Annotated in this window: 11 protein-coding genes; 7 read left to right on the forward strand and 4 right to left on the reverse strand. The window is 67.2% G+C overall.

Features of this window, described 5'->3' with window-relative positions; genetic code table 11:
- Positions 1 to 248: 248 nt before the first annotated feature.
- Entirely contained in the window at positions 249 to 1,073 is an 825-nt protein-coding gene (gene pdxJ, locus ACFODV_RS13390) for a pyridoxine 5'-phosphate synthase (protein WP_379760242.1), read from the forward strand.
- Between the two features lie 3 nt (positions 1,074 to 1,076).
- Positions 1,077 to 1,484, forward strand: coding sequence for a holo-ACP synthase (gene acpS / locus ACFODV_RS13395; RefSeq protein ID WP_379760244.1), 408 nt, complete (start codon positions 1,077 to 1,079; stop codon positions 1,482 to 1,484).
- On the opposite strand, the gene ACFODV_RS13400 is transcribed toward acpS, so the two are convergent.
- Positions 1,481 to 4,147 (reverse strand): ATP-binding protein, encoded by a 2,667-nt coding sequence (locus tag ACFODV_RS13400; RefSeq protein WP_379760246.1) that lies wholly within the window; start codon positions 4,145 to 4,147, stop codon positions 1,481 to 1,483. The two genes, acpS and ACFODV_RS13400, sit on opposite strands and share 4 nt — an antisense overlap.
- 116 nt (positions 4,148 to 4,263) lie before the next feature.
- Here ACFODV_RS13400 and cysM point away from each other — a divergent pair, with 116 nt between their 5' ends.
- Genes cysM through ppc form a run of 5 tightly spaced genes read left to right on the forward strand, consistent with a single transcriptional unit; the run spans position 4,264 to position 12,525 of the window.
- Positions 4,264 to 5,160, forward strand: a complete 897-nt coding sequence (gene cysM / locus ACFODV_RS13405) for a cysteine synthase CysM (protein WP_379760248.1) — start codon at positions 4,264 to 4,266, stop codon at positions 5,158 to 5,160.
- A gap of 1 nt (position 5,161) precedes the next feature.
- Positions 5,162 to 6,658: a 23S rRNA (uracil(1939)-C(5))-methyltransferase RlmD gene (gene rlmD / locus ACFODV_RS13410; protein ID WP_379760250.1), complete on the forward strand. Its 1,497-nt coding sequence runs from the start codon at positions 5,162 to 5,164 to the stop codon at positions 6,656 to 6,658.
- A complete protein-coding gene (relA, locus tag ACFODV_RS13415) occupies positions 6,651 to 8,939 on the forward strand; it encodes a GTP diphosphokinase (protein WP_379760252.1) in 2,289 nt (762 codons plus the stop codon). Before rlmD ends, relA begins: the two co-directional genes overlap by 8 nt.
- Positions 8,936 to 9,880 carry a nucleoside triphosphate pyrophosphohydrolase gene (gene mazG / locus ACFODV_RS13420; protein ID WP_379760254.1) on the forward strand — a complete coding sequence of 315 codons (945 nt, stop codon included), beginning with the start codon at positions 8,936 to 8,938 and terminating at the stop codon, positions 9,878 to 9,880. Before relA ends, mazG begins: the two co-directional genes overlap by 4 nt.
- The gene (gene ppc / locus ACFODV_RS13425) at positions 9,877 to 12,525 is read left to right on the forward strand and encodes a phosphoenolpyruvate carboxylase (RefSeq protein WP_379760256.1); all 2,649 of its coding nucleotides are present in this window, start codon (positions 9,877 to 9,879) and stop codon (positions 12,523 to 12,525) included. Before mazG ends, ppc begins: the two co-directional genes overlap by 4 nt.
- A 104-nt stretch (positions 12,526 to 12,629) precedes the next feature.
- Here the strand turns inward: ppc and ACFODV_RS13430 are convergent, their stop codons facing one another.
- From ACFODV_RS13430 to ACFODV_RS13440, 3 genes are all read right to left on the reverse strand, one after another.
- Positions 12,630 to 13,202, reverse strand: coding sequence for a hypothetical protein (locus tag ACFODV_RS13430; protein WP_379760258.1), 573 nt, complete (start codon positions 13,200 to 13,202; stop codon positions 12,630 to 12,632).
- Between the two features lie 74 nt (positions 13,203 to 13,276).
- Positions 13,277 to 14,305, reverse strand: coding sequence for a ketopantoate reductase family protein (locus ACFODV_RS13435; protein WP_379760260.1), 1,029 nt, complete (start codon positions 14,303 to 14,305; stop codon positions 13,277 to 13,279).
- On the reverse strand, positions 14,302 to 16,257 hold the full coding sequence (locus tag ACFODV_RS13440; protein ID WP_379760262.1) for a DNA topoisomerase III: 1,956 nt from the start codon (positions 16,255 to 16,257) through the stop codon (positions 14,302 to 14,304). Before ACFODV_RS13440 ends, ACFODV_RS13435 begins: the two co-directional genes overlap by 4 nt.
- Positions 16,258 to 16,315 lie beyond the last annotated feature (58 nt).

Genomic DNA, 16,315 nt, shown 5'->3' on the forward strand with positions numbered 1-16,315 from the left:
TGGCGTCTTGGCTGTGAAGCCATCCTGGCCCGCTATCCCGCGGGCCGAATGGACAGACTCCTCCGGCTCATGCGACAAGAAGCCGAACTGGGGGTCACTGTATAATTCGTGGGGAGGCCTCAGGGTCAGACCCCGGCGGCGGGTAATATCGTCGCTGTAGTGCTCCAAGATGGGCAGGGTGGTCCGGCCGGGGTCTGACCCCAAAAGGGCCCTGCCTCCCGACTTCCCGAATATCCAAGGATCGTGTCATGCATCCCCCCCGCATCCTGCTCGGCGTCAATATCGACCATATCGCCACCCTGCGTCAGGCCCGTGGCACCCGCTATCCGGATCCTGTCCAGGCGGCGCTGCTCGCCGAGGAGGCCGGCGCCGACGGCATCACCGTGCACCTGCGCGAGGATCGCCGGCACATCCAGGAGCGCGACGTGCGTCTGCTGGTCGAGGTGCTCAACACCCGCATGAACTTCGAGATGGCGGTCACCGAGGCGATGATCCGCCTGGCCGAGGAGCTGCGCCCGGCCCACGTCTGCCTGGTGCCCGAGAAGCGCGAAGAGTTGACCACCGAAGGTGGCCTGGACGTGGTGGGCGGCTTCGCGGCCATCCATGCCGCCTGTGAGCGTTTGGCCGCGGCGGGCTGCGAGGTGTCGCTTTTCATCGACCCCGAGCCGACACAGATCGAGGCCGCGGCCAAGGCCGGCGCCCCGGTGATCGAGCTGCATACCGGGGCCTATGCCGAGGCGACTGGGCCGGCGGCCGTCCACGAACATGCGCGACTCAGTGCCGCCACCGAGATGGCGCTGGAGCTTGGGCTCACCGTCAACGCTGGCCACGGGCTGCACTACCACAACGTCGAGGCCATCGCCGCCATTCCCGGGCTGCATGAACTCAATATCGGCCATGCGATTATCGCCCGGGCGGTCTTCGTGGGGCTCAAGGAGGCGGTAGCCGAGATGAAGCGGCTGGCCATCGCCGGCCAGGAAGCCGGTTTCGTCGCCTCCCTGGAGGAGCACGACCATGAGCACGACCATGAGCACGGCCAGGACCATGATCACGACGACGATCACCCGCACTGAGCCATGATTCTCGGCATCGGCACCGATATCGCCAGGGTCGAGCGCTTCGAGCGGGCCCTGACGCGCCACGGCGAACGCCTGGCGCTGCGCCTGCTGGGCGAACGGGAACGCGAGCGCCTGAGGGGCCATCCGTCTCCGGCCGCCTTCATGGCCAAGCGTTTCGCCGCCAAGGAGGCCTTCGTCAAGGCGCTCGGTACCGGCCTGCGGCTGGGCATTCGCTGGACCGAGGTTCAGGTCACCAACGATGCCCTGGGCCGGCCGTCGCTGCTGCTGTCGGGCAAGGCCAACGAACTGGCCATGGCCGCCGGGGTTCGCGCGATTCACCTGTCGATCAGCGATGAGGCGTCCCTGGCGATCGCTTTCGTGGTTCTTGAAGGTCAGGGTGTGGAGGGTGCGGGTCTGGAGAACTAGCTGTCGGAGGCCTGGGTTTCCGGCCGTGCCCAGGCACGCAGGTCCGCCATGGCGGCGAAGAGGTCATCCATCAGCGGCGTCACCGCCTCTCGGCCGCGGGTACGCAGCCGGGTCTCCAGGGATTCGGCAATCAGCCCCAGCCGCGGCGCCCCGCAGTAGCGACAGGCGCCGTTGAGGGCATGGATGCCATCCAGCAACGCCTCATCGTTGCCCTCCGCCAGGGCGTGACGCAGAGCGGCTTCGCTCTCCTCCAGCCCGGCCGCGAGGCGTTCCAGCAGTTCCCTGGCCAGCGTGGCTTTTCCGCCCGCCAATCGTGTTCCGAGTTCCAGGTCCACGGTGGGCAGTTCGTCGTCGTCAGGGACAGTCGCCGGTGATGGTGAAGGCGCCGTCTCTGCCACCGGCAGCGCTAGGCCCAGATGACGATGCAGGGCGTTGCGCAACTGGTCGGTATCCACCGGTTTCACCAGCACATCATTGAGTCCGCTCTCCAGCAGCCGGCGTCGCTCTTCCTCAAGTACGTGGGCAGTCACCGCCACGACCGGCGTATCGCGCCAGCGGCCGCCCAGGCGTCGCAGCGCTCGTGTGGTCTCCACGCCATCCATGCCGGGCATGCGAATATCCATCAGCACCATATCGAACGCGTGCTCTTGCGCCAGCGCCAGGGCCTCCTCACCGCTGGCGGCCAGGCTGACCTCGACGCCAGGGCCGGCAATCAGTTCTCGCAGCAGCAGGCGGTTCGATTCGGTGTCATCCACGGCCAACAGGCGAAGGGGACGAGGCGCCGCCGTTGCCTGGTCCGCCGCTGACGGGCATTCGCGCTGGTCCAGGACCTTCGCCACGGCGGCGGTCAGAGTGGCTCGGGCCACCGGCTTGGCGAGGACCTCGCCGCCGTGGGGCAGCGGCAGGCTGGGCAGGTCGAGGGGGTTGGCATTGACCAGCAGCAGGGCCGGGCATGCCAGCTCGGCCAGGCGGCGCTGCCAGATCCCCACCTCGTCCGCGGTGAGGGGGGTGTGTGGTAGGCTGGCAACCAGCAGGGCCGGTGGGCCGTTCTGGGGAGCGGGGGCGGCGGCGTCCACTGGCCGGGCGCCCCAGCGCGTAAAGAGATGGCGAAGGGCGCGGCGAGTGGCGGGGTGAGGCTCCTCGATCAGCACCGTTTGCCCATCGAGGCGCAGCTCGGGTGGCCGCTCGGTTGCTTCGTTGCCTTCCATCTGGAGGGTGAACGAGAAGGTGGTGCCCTGGCCGGGCACGCTTTCTACGTCAATCTCCCCGCCCATCTGCTCGACCAGCTGGCGGCAGATGGTGAGGCCCAAGCCAGTACCGCCGAACTCCCGGGCGTGGCTGGGTTCGGTCTGCTGGTAAGCTCGGAAGAGAAGGCGCTGACGCTCCGCGGAAAGGCCGATGCCGGTGTCGGTGACGCTGATTCGCAGCGTGACACTGCCGGGGTCGGCCTGCTCCATCATGACCCGAACCACCACCTCGCCTTGCCGGGTGAACTTCACCGCGTTGTGTACCAGGTTGGTCAGGACCTGCTGGATGCGCATCGGATCGCCATTGAGCACGCTGGGCACGTCGTCATACACCAGGCCCAGCAGCTGCAGTTCCTTCTGGTGGGCCAGCGGCGCCTGCAGACCGAGTACCTCGTCCACCAGGACGACCATGTCCAGCGGCATATGCTCCAGTTCCAGGTGTCCAGCTTCGAGCTTTGAGAAGTCGAGTACGTCATTGACCAGCATCAACAGGCTGCCGGAGGCGCGCTGAACGTGTTCGAGCCATTCTCGCTGGCGCGGCTCCAGTCGTGAGCGGTCGAGCAGACGGCAGAAGCCGATGATGCCATTCAGCGGGGTGCGGATCTCGTGGCTCATGTTGGCCAGGAATTCCGATTTGACGCGGTTGGCCTCCACGGAGCGGCGGTGGGAAATGTCCAGCTCGATGTTCTGGACCTCGATGGTCTCCATGGACTCCTCGAGCTCAGCGGTGGCCTGCTCGATCTGACGCTGCGTCTCCAGTCGGCCTTGGACCAGATGCTCGCTCAGGGCGTTGACCCGCTCGGTCAGGCCGGCAAGCTCGCCCGGTGAGGGGGGCAGGTCGGGAGGACTCTCGTTTCTGGCTAGCCGGGAGAGGGCATCGTCCACGGCGGACAGCGGGGGGTGCAGGCGACGATAGGCGTCGAAGGTCAAACCGCCCAGCACCAGGAAGGCGAACGCCAGCAGCAGCGCGGTGAGGCCGATCTGGCGATAGTGGTCCAGCAGCAGGGGGCTGGCATCAACGTCAACTACCAGCCAGGATGGTTCGGCGCCGGACAGGGGCGCCTGCAGCCGCCACTCGGCGCCCTGTTGGTCGAGGTGGCGATGCTCGTCGCGGGGGGCGGTAGGCGGTGAGCGAAGCCGGCCCATCTGCAGCAACATCTCGCCCTGGACATCGATGATGCCCAGGGCGCGGACCTCATCAAGCGCCAGCAAACGTCCTGCCATGGCCTCCCGCTGGTCGGCGTTATCGGCATCGTTCAGCAGGGGCGTCAGCAGGTCGAGGGCCTGTTCCAGGCGGGCTTGACTCTGTTCGGCGTGGTGCGAGCGGTGCAGCGACAGGGTTGTCGCGGCGAGCAGCAGCATCAGTAGCCAGGGCACCAACAGACCGGTCAGCAGCAGGCGGAACTTCAAGGACATCGGCAGGCTCTTTTCAGGAGGCAGCCCTCAGTATGCCACAGCAGATGGGCATGCCTGTCCCCCCTGCGGTGGCAGGGATATAATGAACGAAAACCCGTTTCCACAAGGAAGGTTGCATGCATTTTCCCACCCTCGAGGATGTCGTCGGCAACACGCCGTTGGTTCGCCTCAAGCGCATCAGCGCCGGCCGCAACAATGTCCTGCTGGCCAAGCTGGAGGGCAATAATCCTGCCGGTTCGGTGAAGGATCGCCCGGCGCTCTCCATGCTCGTGCAGGCCGAGGCGCGTGGCGAGATCACCCCCGGCGACACCCTGGTGGAGGCGACCTCGGGCAATACCGGTATTGCCCTGGCCATGGCGGCAGCCATCAGGGGCTATCGCATGGTGCTGATCATGCCTGAAAACGCCTCCGAGGAGCGCAAGCAGGCCATGGCGGCCTTCGGTGCCGAACTGATTACCGTCGGCAAGGAGGGCGGCATGGAGGAGGCCCGTGACGTGGCCGAGGCCATGCTGGCCCGCGGCGAGGGCAAGCGCCTGGATCAGTTCGCCAACCCCGATAATCCGCTGGCCCACTACCAGGGCACTGGTCCCGAAATCTGGGAGCAGACCGACGGCCGCGTGACGCACTTCATCAGCTCCATGGGCACCACCGGCACCATCATGGGGGTCTCCAAGGCGCTCAAGGAGCGCAACCCCGAGGTGCAGATCGTCGGCTTGCAGCCTGAGGACGGTGCCAGCATCGCCGGCATTCGCCGCTGGCCGCCGGAATACCTGCCCAGCATCTTCGATGCGAGCCGGGTCGATCGGGTAATCGATATCGGCCAGCGCGAGGCCGAGGAGCACATGCGGCGCCTGGCGCGCGAGGAGGGCATTCTGGCCGGGGTCTCGTCGGGCGGGTGCCTAGCTGGTGCCCTGCGGGTGGCCGAGGAGGTCGAGAACGCAGTGATCGCGTTTATCGTCTGTGACCGCGGCGACCGTTATCTTTCCACCGGCCTGTTCGCCCCGGAGGCTTGAGATGGCAATGCTGGGCAAGCGGCGACCGCGCCGCGAACGTTCGGGTGTATCCGGGCTGCAGAAACGTCAGCCCCCCCTGGGCGCACCAGTGGCGTCTGGCGAGCCTGACGTCCGAGACGATGACGCCCGTGACGACGAGCCTCGAGGTGTGGTCATCGAGCGTCTGGCCCATGATGGCCGTGGCCTGGCACATGACGCCGCCGGAAAAACCCTGTTTGTGGAGGGGGCGCTACCCGGAGAGCGGGTCGATGCGGCGGTGCATCTCACCCGCAAGCGCTTCGACGAGGCCCACGTTCGCGAGCTTCTCGAGGGCTCGCCCGAGCGAGTGACACCGCCCTGCGCCCACTACGGCCGCTGTGGGGGGTGCGACCTTCAGCACCTGGCCGTACCCGCCCAGCGCCGCCACAAGCTGGCGGTACTGATCGACCTGCTGGCCCGCCAGGGCGTCGATACGCCCGACGAGCCGCAGCTGCTGGCCGGGGCCGACCACGGCTATCGTCGTCGCGCCCGGCTGGGGGTCAAGGTGGGCGCAGAAGGGCAGGTGCATCTCGGCTTTCGGGCTCACCACAGCCATCGCCTGGTGGATATCGAGCGCTGTACCATTCTGGTGCCGACTCTCGATGTTCTGCTGGTGCCGCTGCACCGTCAGGTGGCATCCCTTGACGCGCCGCGGCAGGTAGGACACCTGGAGCTGCTCGACAGCGATCAGGGCGCGGTGTTGCTGGTTCGCCAGCTCAAGGAGCACGCCGGCGATCGCGAACGCTGGCTGGCCTTTGCCGCCCAGCACCGGCTGCACCTGGCCTGGCTGGCGGGACGCGAGTCGCCCTCGCTCGAGTGGCTGACCCCGACGCCGGCCTTGAGCGTGAGAGTGCCATCGGCTTCTGGCGCATCGGCTGCCGCCGGGGAGCTGACGCTGGGCTTCGCCCCGGGGGACTTCCTGCAGGCCAATGCCGAGGTCAATCGGCAGATGGTGGCCACCGCCTTGACCTGGCTTGAGAGCCTGGAAGGCGCAGTGCTGCTGGATCTGTTCGCCGGTGTGGGCAACTTCAGCCTGCCGCTGGCGTCCGCCGGGGCAAAGGTGACCGCGGTGGAGGGCAGCCCGACCATGGTCGAGCGGCTGACGGACAACGCCCGCGCCAATTCACGGGAGCAGCCGCTGACGGTGGAGGCCCGGCAGGGGAATCTGAACGATGCCGAGGTGGTGAAGGCTCTGCTGGCCGAGATCGCGCCGGATACCCTGCTGCTCGACCCGCCTCGCGATGGTGCCGATGCCGTCTGTTCGGCGCTGGCGGCATCGCCAGTGCCCAGGGTGCTTTATGTCTCCTGCGATCCGGCCACCCTGGCGCGGGATGCGGCACGCCTTGTGCATAGTGGTTATCGGCTGACGCGACTCGCCGTGGCCGATATGTTCGTGCATACCTCACACCTGGAATCGATGCTGCTGTTCGAGCACCCGCGGACAGAACAGCGGCGGCAAGGAGCAACACCCGATGGTTAAAGTCCGTGAGGACCAGCCTCTGACCGAGAACGGGCGCGTCGATATCGAGCGTTGGGTCGAGCGGCTGCAGGACGACGTCAAACTGAGCGACCCGGCCCATCTGCGCGATGCCTGCCTGCTGGCAGAACGCCTGGAGCTCGATGCCGACAAGCCCCACCGCCGGTGGCTTGCCGATGGCTCCAGTTTTCGGATGGGCCTGGAGATGGCCGATATCCTCGGCGAGCTGCGGCTCGACCAGGCCACCCTGGAAGCTGCAGTGCTTTATCGTGCCGTGCGCGAGGGGCTGGTCGACCTGGAGGCGATCGCCAAGCAGTTTGGCCGCGAGGTTGCCTCGCTGATTGACGGCGTGTTGCATATGGCGGCGATCAGCGCCTCTCAGACGCCCAGCCACGAGATGGGTCAGCACGATCAGCAGGACAACCTGCGCAAGATGCTGGTCACCATGATCGACGATGTGCGCGTGGCGCTGATCAAGATCGCCGAGCGCACCTGCGCTCTGCGCCAGGTCAAGGACGCCCCCCGCGAGAAGCAACTGCGGGTCGCCCGGGAGGTGTTCGATATCTATGCGCCGCTGGCCCATCGGCTGGGCATCGGCCATCTCAAGTGGGAGCTGGAAGATCTCTCCTTTCGCTATCTCCACGAGGACGACTACAAGGCTATCGCCCGCCAACTGGCCGAGAAGCGTCTTCACCGGGACCGCTATATCGCCGAGGTGGTCGACACCCTCAAGGGCATGCTGGAGACCCAGGGTATTCTTCGTTACGACGTCGATGGCCGCGCCAAGCACATCTACTCGATCTGGCGGAAGATGAAGCGCAAGCACATCGACTTCTACCAGGTGCACGACATTCGCGCGGTGCGCCTCCTGGTGCCCGAAGTTGCCGATTGCTACACCGTGCTGGGGCTGGTGCACTCTCGCTGGCACCATGTGCCCAACGAGTTCGACGATTACATCGCCAACCCCAAGAAAAATGGCTACCAGTCGCTGCACACCGCGGTGTTTGGTCCCGAGAACAAGGTGCTGGAAATCCAGATCCGTACCTTCGCCATGCACGACGAGGCCGAACTCGGCGTCTGCGCCCACTGGCGCTACAAGGGCCATGACACCAAGGCGAAGAGCGCCAGCTACGAGGAAAAGATCGCTTGGCTGCGTCAGGTACTCGAGTGGCAGGAGGAGGTCGGCGACGTCGGCAACTTCAGCGAGGGGCTGAGCAGCGACGTGGCGCCGGATCGCATCTATGTCTTCACGCCCGATGGCCATGTCATCGATTTGCCCCGGGTGTCCACGCCCATCGACTTCGCCTACCGGGTGCATACCGAGGTAGGCCATCGCTGCCGGGGCGCCAAGGTCAACGGGCGCATCGTACCGCTCACCTACAAGCTCAAGACCGGCCAGCAGGTGGAGATCCTCACCGCCAGCAAGGGCGGGCCGAGCCGCGACTGGCTCAATCCGAGCCTGGGCTACGTGCGCACCAGCAGGGCCCGGGCCAAGATCCAGGCCTGGTTCAAGCACCAGGCCCGCGACCAGAACCTGGAGGAGGGTCGCACGCTGTTCGAGCGTGAGATGAAGCGACTTGACCTCGAGGAGATGGATCTCGAGGCCCTGGCACGCAAGGTCAACTACCAGGGCCCGGAGGACATGTACGCCGCGCTGGGGGCCGGCGACCTTCGCATCGGCCAGGTGCTGCACCAGGCGCAGCAGCTGTTCGGCGAGCACGACGACCAGGAACAGCTCGACCGTCTGCTGGCCAAGCCAAAGCGCTCGCCGGGCAAGGCCGGGCAGAGCGACATCACCGTGCTTGGCGTGGGAAACCTCAAGACCAGCATGGCCAACTGCTGTCATCCGGTGCCGGGGGAGCCCATCGTCGGCTTTATCACCCAGGGACGCGGGGTCACCGTGCATCGCCAGGATTGTCCCAACATCCTGCAGCTGCGCCTGGAAGAGCCCCAGCGTCTCATCGAGGTGGAGTGGGGAGAGCGCGCTCGCACCCAGTACCCGGTCGATATCGAGGTCCAGGCCTGGGACCGCTCGGGCCTGCTGCGCGACGTGACCGGTGTGCTCAGCAACGAGAAGGTCAACGTGCTGGCGGTCAATACCCTGACCGATACCGACGAGGGCATCGCCCGCATGGCGATCACCGTGGAGGTGGACGGCCTGGAGACCCTGGGGAGGCTCTTCTCGCGCATCCAGCAGCTCTCCAACGTCATTGAGGTGCGGCGCCTGCGCAGCGGCGGCAAGCCGGGTAAGCGCAAGGGTAAGGGTAAGGGGAACGCTTCATGAGTCCACGCCATGACCTCGATGACCTGCTGACGCTGATGGCGGTGCTGCGCGACGCCGAGCAGGGCTGCCCCTGGGATCTCAAGCAGGACTGGGATTCCATCGTGCCTCACACCCTGGAGGAGGCCTATGAGGTGGCCGACGCCATCGAGCGGCGCGCTTGGCATGAACTGCCCGCGGAACTGGGCGACCTGCTCTTTCAAGTGGTCTACTACGCCCAGTTCGGTGCCGAGGAGGGGCGCTTCGACTTCCAGGATGTGATTCACGCGCTGACCGCCAAGATGCTGCGTCGTCACCCTCACGTGTTTCCCGACGGCACCCTGGCCTCTCGGCGTCCGCCGGGCGTCACGGCCGAAGAGATCGAATCGGCCCAGGCTGAGCTTGATAACGTAAGCAGCCGCTGGGAGAGCCTCAAGGCCGAGGAGCGGGCCGAGCGCGCCAGCGGCGAGGCTGCGCTGGGGCAGGACAGCGCTGCAGCGTCGGTTCTCGATGACGTCCCGCGGACCCTGCCGGCGCTCTCCCGAGCCGCCAAACTCTCCAAACGCGCCGCCAGGGTCGGCTTTGACTGGCCCGATGCGCGCGGCGTGGTCGCGAAGATCCGCGAGGAGTTGGAGGAGGTCGAGGAGGCGCTGGCCGCCGGCGATCGCGAGCACGCCGCCGAGGAGGTGGGCGACCTGCTGTTCGCGGTGACCAATCTGGCCCGCACCCTCAAGGCCAACCCCGAACAGTGCCTGCGTGCCACCAATGCCAAGTTCGAGCGGCGCTTCCGCCATCTGGAGACCGCTATTGCCGCCGATGGCGTAGCGCTCGACCAGGCCGGCCTCGACCTCATGGAGCGTCACTGGCAGGCCGCCAAGGCCATCGAGCGCGCTGCTGCCGACCCTTCACCCCTATTCGTACATCCCGCGACGTCGGGAAAGCCACCGGGAGATTCTGGGCCATGAGCCACGACTTGCACGAATCGCTGCGCGATAACGTTCGTATCCTGGGGGATAGCCTCGGGCGCACCATCGCCGATGACCTGGGTGGTGGCTTCGTCGACAAGATCGAGGCCATTCGCAGCTTCGCCAAGCGCGGCCGCCAGAACGACGACCAGGCCCAACGCGAGCTGATCGACTACCTGCGCCGTCTGCCCGACCGCGACCTGCTGCCGGTGACCCGCGCCTTTAATCAGTTTCTCAACCTGGCCAATATCGCCGAGCAGCATTACCGGGCGCGCTTTCGCCGCGTGGAGGACTACCGTCCCGGCAGTCAGCCGGTGCTCAGCGAACTGCTGACCCGCGCCCGGGAGGCCGGCAACACCCCCCGCAAGCTGGTGGAGGCGTTGGCCTCAATGCGCGTGGAGCTGGTACTTACCGCCCACCCCACCGAGGTCATTCGCCGCACGCTGATTCAGAAGTATGACGCCATCGACGACTGCCTCACGGCCATCGAGTCCTCCGGCGACTACCCCGAGCGTGGCATCCGGGCCAAGGGGCGCCTGGAGGAGCTGATCAGCCAGGCCTGGCATACCGACGAGATTCGCCACGAGCGCCCGACCCCGGTGGACGAGGCCAAGTGGGGCTTTGCGGTGATCGAGAACTCGCTGTGGCAGGCAGTCCCCGACTTCCACCGCGACCTGGATAACCTGCTGTTGGAGACCGCCGGCGAGCGTCTGCCGCTGGACGCCGCGCCCATCCGCTTCGCCTCCTGGATGGGCGGCGACCGTGACGGCAACCCCAATGTCACCTCGCGGGTTACCCGGGAGGTGCTGCTGCTGGGGCGCTGGATGGCCGCCGACCTCTATGTGCGCGACCTTGAGAAGCTCAAGGCCGAGCTCTCCATGTGGAAGGCCAACAGCGCCCTGAAAGCCGAGGTGGGCGATGTCGCCGAGCCCTATCGAGAACTGCTGCGCCGGCTGCTGAGCCGAATGGAGACGACCCGCGACTGGGCAAAGGCGTGTCTGGATGGCAAGCCCTTCGATGAAGGCCCGGTGATCGAGAGCCGAGACCAGCTCTTCGCGCCGCTGCTGACCTGCTACCGTTCGCTCTGTGACGTGGGCCTCGACACCATAGCCAACGGGGCGTTACTCGACACCCTGCGTCGGGTGGCGGTGTTCGGTGTGACCCTGACCAAGCTCGACATCCGCCAGGAGGCGAGCCGCCACGCACAAGTCATGGAGGAACTCACCCATGGCCTGGGGCTCGGCCGATACCGCGACTGGAGCGAGGAGCAGCGCCAGACCTTTCTGCTCGAGGAATTGGCGTCTCGGCGCCCGCTGATTCCACGGCGCTGGGATTGCTCGTCGGAGTCCCGCGAGGTGATTGATACCTTCCGGGTGGTGGCCAGCGAGCAGGCCGAGGCCCTGGGCACCTACGTCATCTCCATGGCGGGGCAGCCCTCCGACGTGTTGACCGTGGCCCTGCTGATGAAGGAGGTGGGGGGCGAGGTCAAACTGCCCATTGCCCCGCTGTTCGAGACCCTTGACGACCTCAATCACGCCGGTGATGTCATCGAGCGTCTGCTGTCGCTGCCTGGTTATCGCTCGCTGACCGGGGATCGCCAGGAGGTGATGATCGGCTACTCCGACTCCGCCAAGGATGCCGGCCAGCTGGCTGCCGCCTGGGCGCAGTATCGCGCCCAGGAAACCCTGGTGGAGGTGTGCGAGAGCAAAGGCGTCGACCTTACTTTGTTTCACGGCCGCGGTGGCACCGTGGGCCGCGGCGGCGGCCCGGCCCACGCGGCGATTCTCTCCCAGCCGCCGGGCTCGGTGAACGGCAGTCTGAGAGTGACCGAACAGGGCGAGATGATTCGCTTTAAGTTCGGCCAGCCCGAGATCGCCCTGCGCTCCATGGAGATCTACGCCTGTGCGGTGCTGGAAGCGACGCTTCTGCCGCCGCCGGATCCCCAGCCCCGATGGCGCGAGGAGATGGATCGCCTGGCCGAGGTGGCCCATCGTGCCTACGTCGGCGTGGTGCGCGAAGACCCCGACTTCGTGCCCTACTTCCGGGCGGTGACGCCTGAGGGCTCGCTTGGGCGCCTGCCCCTAGGCTCGCGGCCGACCAAGCGCCGCCAGGACGGAGGCGTCGAGACTCTGCGGGCGATTCCGTGGATCTTCGCCTGGACCCAGATCCGCCTGATGTTGCCCGCCTGGCTGGGCAGCGGTGAGGCCTTTTCGCGGCGCCTGGAGGAGGAGGGCGGCCTTGCCGTGCTGCAGGAGATGCGAGACAGCTGGCCCTTCTTTGGCACCTATCTGGACATGCTGGAGATGCTGCTGGCCAAGGCCGATGTGGGTATCGCCGCCTATTACGAGCACCGCCTGGTGGACGAACCTGCCCTGAAGTCGCTGGGCGAGCGACTGCGCGAGCGTTTCGGGCGCCTCAACGACGTGCTGTTGCAGGTCCTCGAGCAGGAGGAGCTACTGGAGAAGACCCCGCTGATTCGCCAGGCGATCGCCGTACGTAACCCTTATATCGACCCGCTGCACGGCCTGCAGGCCGAGCTGCTGCAGCGTAACCGGGATGCGGATGGCGCCATCAGCGCCGATCTGTCGCGGGCACTGATGGTGACCATGGCGGGTATTGCCGCTGGGCTTCGCAACACGGGCTAGGCCCGGGCTTCGCCCGGGAGGAACAAGGGGCAACAGACAAGGAACAAGGAACAAGAAACCCCGCGGGCACCAGCCTGCGGGGTTTCCCGAGGGTATCGGGATCTCTAGAACGGGTAGTGCAGCGAGGCGGTCAGCAGATTGAGATGGGCCATATCCGGAGCATCGAACTCTTCGAACTCCAGTCGGCTGATCAGGCGGTTGAACGACAGTCGGGCGCCGAGCCCGGTAACGCGCGTGGTGCCACCGGTATCAATAGCATCCCGGGGTATCACCGCGTCGCCTTCCCAACCCATCACCCCGGATTTGGCGTAGAGACCTAGCTGACCGATGCGCACACCGGCCATCAAGCTGCCTCCCAGGCTGACCGAATCAACCAGCAGGTTGTTTCCCCCCATCTGGGTGGGGACCTCGTCGCTCTCTCGATAGCTGAACTCGGCGGCCAGGTCCAGGCGGGGCAGGCTCAGCGGGGTGAAGCCCGCAATAAGCCGGAACCCGGAGGTGTAGCCGTCCGGTGTCTCGATGTCGCGTCCTTCGATGACCATGCCGTTATCCAGGCGCATCAGATCGACGTCCTTGCCGGCAAACGAGGGTGCGCTGTCGGCATCGGCCAGCGCCGCAGGGGTGGCGACAATGGCCAGACAGGCCGCAAGGCAGGTAAAGAAGGAGCCGGTTTTCATTATTCCCGTCCTTGCTCTGACGCCCTGCCGGGGTCGGCGAGAGCATCAGAGCGAGTCATTGGTGTCAAGTCAGCCTAGCAAGTGTCGGCTGAGCCCGCCAGTTCTCGAGCCTCGAGCCAGCCGGCCAACTCGGCCAGACGGGGGGTGGCGAGGTCGTGGGCCCGGGCGACAGCCAGCAGCGGCCCGAGGATCGCTTCATGCTCCGTGGGACGCTTGGCCAGCACGTCCTGGAGCATGGAGGCGCGGTTTTCGGCGGTGCCTTCCACTACCCGCCACACCAGGGCCAGCCAGCCAGCCAGCCTCTCTGACTTATGTCCCGAGTCGGTTGTCCCGCGACCTTCAAGCCCCGGGGGGGCGATGCCTTCTGCAGCAAGAATGCCGGCCACCTCGACGATGATCTCTTCCACCATGGGCCGGAAGGGGCGGTCGCGCAGCTGGCCATTGCGAATGCCGAAGCGTGCCACCAGCGGGTTGATGGCGGCGTTGACGGCGAGTTTCTGCCAGAGCCGTTGACGGATATCGCTGACCCTTCGGGTAGGCAGGCCGGCAGCGGTGAGCATCGTGGCAAGCTCGTCGGCCAGTGTGTCGGCGTTCTCGGGGTAACCCTCTTCCAGGGCCCCGATGAGTGTCTCGCCCTTGCCGGCGTGGACTACGCGGGTATCGCTCGTCTCCTTGTCTTCGAGATGGTCCTCGAGATTGTCCTCGAGATAGGCGCCCTCGGTGGTGGTGGCGCACAGCACCGGCCCATCGTGGCGCCGGCTGAGCCTAGGCTGACAGCCGAAACCGTTCTGCCACAGCACCAGCGGGGTGCCGGGCGGCAGGTGCGGCGCCAGTGCGGCGTGGGCCGCCTCGGCGGCATAGGCCTTGGTGGTCAGGTGCACCACGGCCGGCGGAGCGGCCGGCAGCGACTCCAGGCTAGCGGTGGTCACGTGCACACTCAGCGTCTCGCCCTGGGGGGTGACCAGGGTCTGTTCCGCGGGCAGCAGGCGGCGCCCGATCAGGGCCACTGCGATAGGGGGCGCCGGGCGGGTGGCCAGGCGTAGGCCGATCATCCGCCCCAGGGCGCCGGGGCCAACGATCCAATGGGTGTCTGGCAGCGTCATGAGCTGCCCCGCTTGCGGCCAGCACGACGAGTGCCGCGACCGGTGCCGGTGCTCGCCCCGCTGCGGCGTCGGGACGTCGCGCCTCGCCGTTTGGCCGGGGCGCGGCCAACGGCGGCAGGCTCCTCTCCGCGGGACGTGGCCAGCGCCTCACGCAGTCGGCCGGCGTCCGCGCTGGCCAGAAGGCCGCGCAGATCGCTTATCAGGTCGCCGAGGAAGGGGGCGGGGTCGGCGCCCTCCTCGGCGATAGCCGATAAACGCTGCTCCCAGAGGGCGGTGCGTTCCGGGCGGCTGGCCGCCTCGGGTAGCGAGGCAATCAGGGCGCTGCCCAGCCGGGTAGCGCGAAGCGCCTTGCTCTTGCGCACCAGGTAGCCTCGCTCCACCAGTGTTTCGATGATGCCGGCGCGGGTCGCTTCGGTGCCCAGACCATCATGCTCGCGCAGGGTGCGCCTGACGGCCGAGTCTTCCACGTAGCGGGCGATGTTCATCATCGCCTTGATCAGGCTGGCGTCGTTGAAGGGCTCTGGCGGACGGGTCTCGCGATCCTCCACGCCCGCCGCGCTGACCCGGCACGCCTCGCCCTCGGTGAGCGTCGGCAGCGGCGGGGCCTCGTCGCGGGTAGTGAATAGCGGCTTCCAGCCCGCCTCCAGAATTTCCTGGCCGCGGGCGCGGAAGGCCTCGTCGAGGATCCGGAATTCGGCCTTCACCTCGCGGGTGGAAAGCGGCGGGTAGAACTGGGCCAGCACGTTGCGCGCGATCAACCGAAAAACGTTGGCCTCGGTGGCCGAGAGCCGGGACGGGTCCATGGGGCGTCCGGTGGGGGCCAGGGCGTGATGAGCCCCCACCTGCTTGTCGTTCCAGGCCCGGGAGCGCCGCGTAAAGTCTGCCCCGGCCAGCCATTGGCGCAGGGTGTCATCCGCCCGGCAGGCGCCTTCAAGGCTGGCCCGGGCGGCGGCAAAGTGCTCCTCGGGCAGATAGCGGCAGTCGGAGCGGGGGTAGGTGATCAGCTGGTGGCGCTCGTAGAGAGCCTGGCAGGTGTCCAGCACCCCCTGGGCGGAGAGCCCGTAGCGGCGCGCGGCGTCCACCTGCAGCGCCGAGAGCGAGTAGGGCAGCGGCGCGGCCTGGCGCTTGTTCTGGGTATCGAGCTTGACCAGCCGTCCCTCGGCGCCGGGCAGCCGCTCGGCCAGGGCAGCGGCGGGTTCTCGGGCAAGCAGCCGGCCCTGGTCGTCCAGCGGCTGTTGCTCACCGGGCGCCCACCAGGCGCGCAGGGTGCCATGCTCCACGGCCAGGTCCGCCCAGAGCACGAAGAAAGGGTGGGGGGTGAAGTCGCGAATCTCGGCATCCCGGCGGACCACCAGGCCCAGCACCGGGGTCTGGACCCGGCCCACCGAGAGCACGCCGTTGTGACCCGCCTGGCGGCCGGTGAGGGTCCAGGCCCGGGTCAGGTTGATGCCGTAGAGCCAGTCGGCTCGGGAGCGCGACTCTGCAGCACGATAGAGCGGCTGGTAGCGGGCGTTGTCCTCCAGTCGGGCCAGCGCGCGCTGCACCGCTGGGCGGTTGAGGTCGCTGACCAGCAGCCGCGATACCGCTCCCTTCCAGCTCAGGTGCTCGATCACCTCCTGCACCAGCAGCTGGCCCTCGCGGTCCGGGTCACCGGCGTGGACCACTTCGCGGGCGGATTTGAGCAGGCCGCGGATCACCGCGAGCTGTCCGCGAGCGCGGGCGCGGGGCGTCAGCTTCCAGCGGCTGGGCAGGATCGGCAGGGTATCGAGGCGCCACTGCTTGAGCGCCGGATCGTAGGCGTCTGGCGGCGCCTGTTCCAGCAGGTGGCCGAGGCACCAGGTCACGGTGGTGTCGCCCACGGCAATGGCGCCGTCCTGCTTGCGGGGGGAGCCGGGCAGGGCGTCGGCGATGGCGCGGGCGAGGCTGGGCTTCTCGGCGATGATCAGGCGCATGGCGGGCAAGCTCTGGCGTGGCGTGATGGATATTCTTCCAGTGTCGGTGAGGATTGGC

The organism is Halomonas tibetensis (assembly GCF_042643535.1).
Lineage (GTDB): Bacteria > Pseudomonadota > Gammaproteobacteria > Pseudomonadales > Halomonadaceae > Halomonas > Halomonas tibetensis.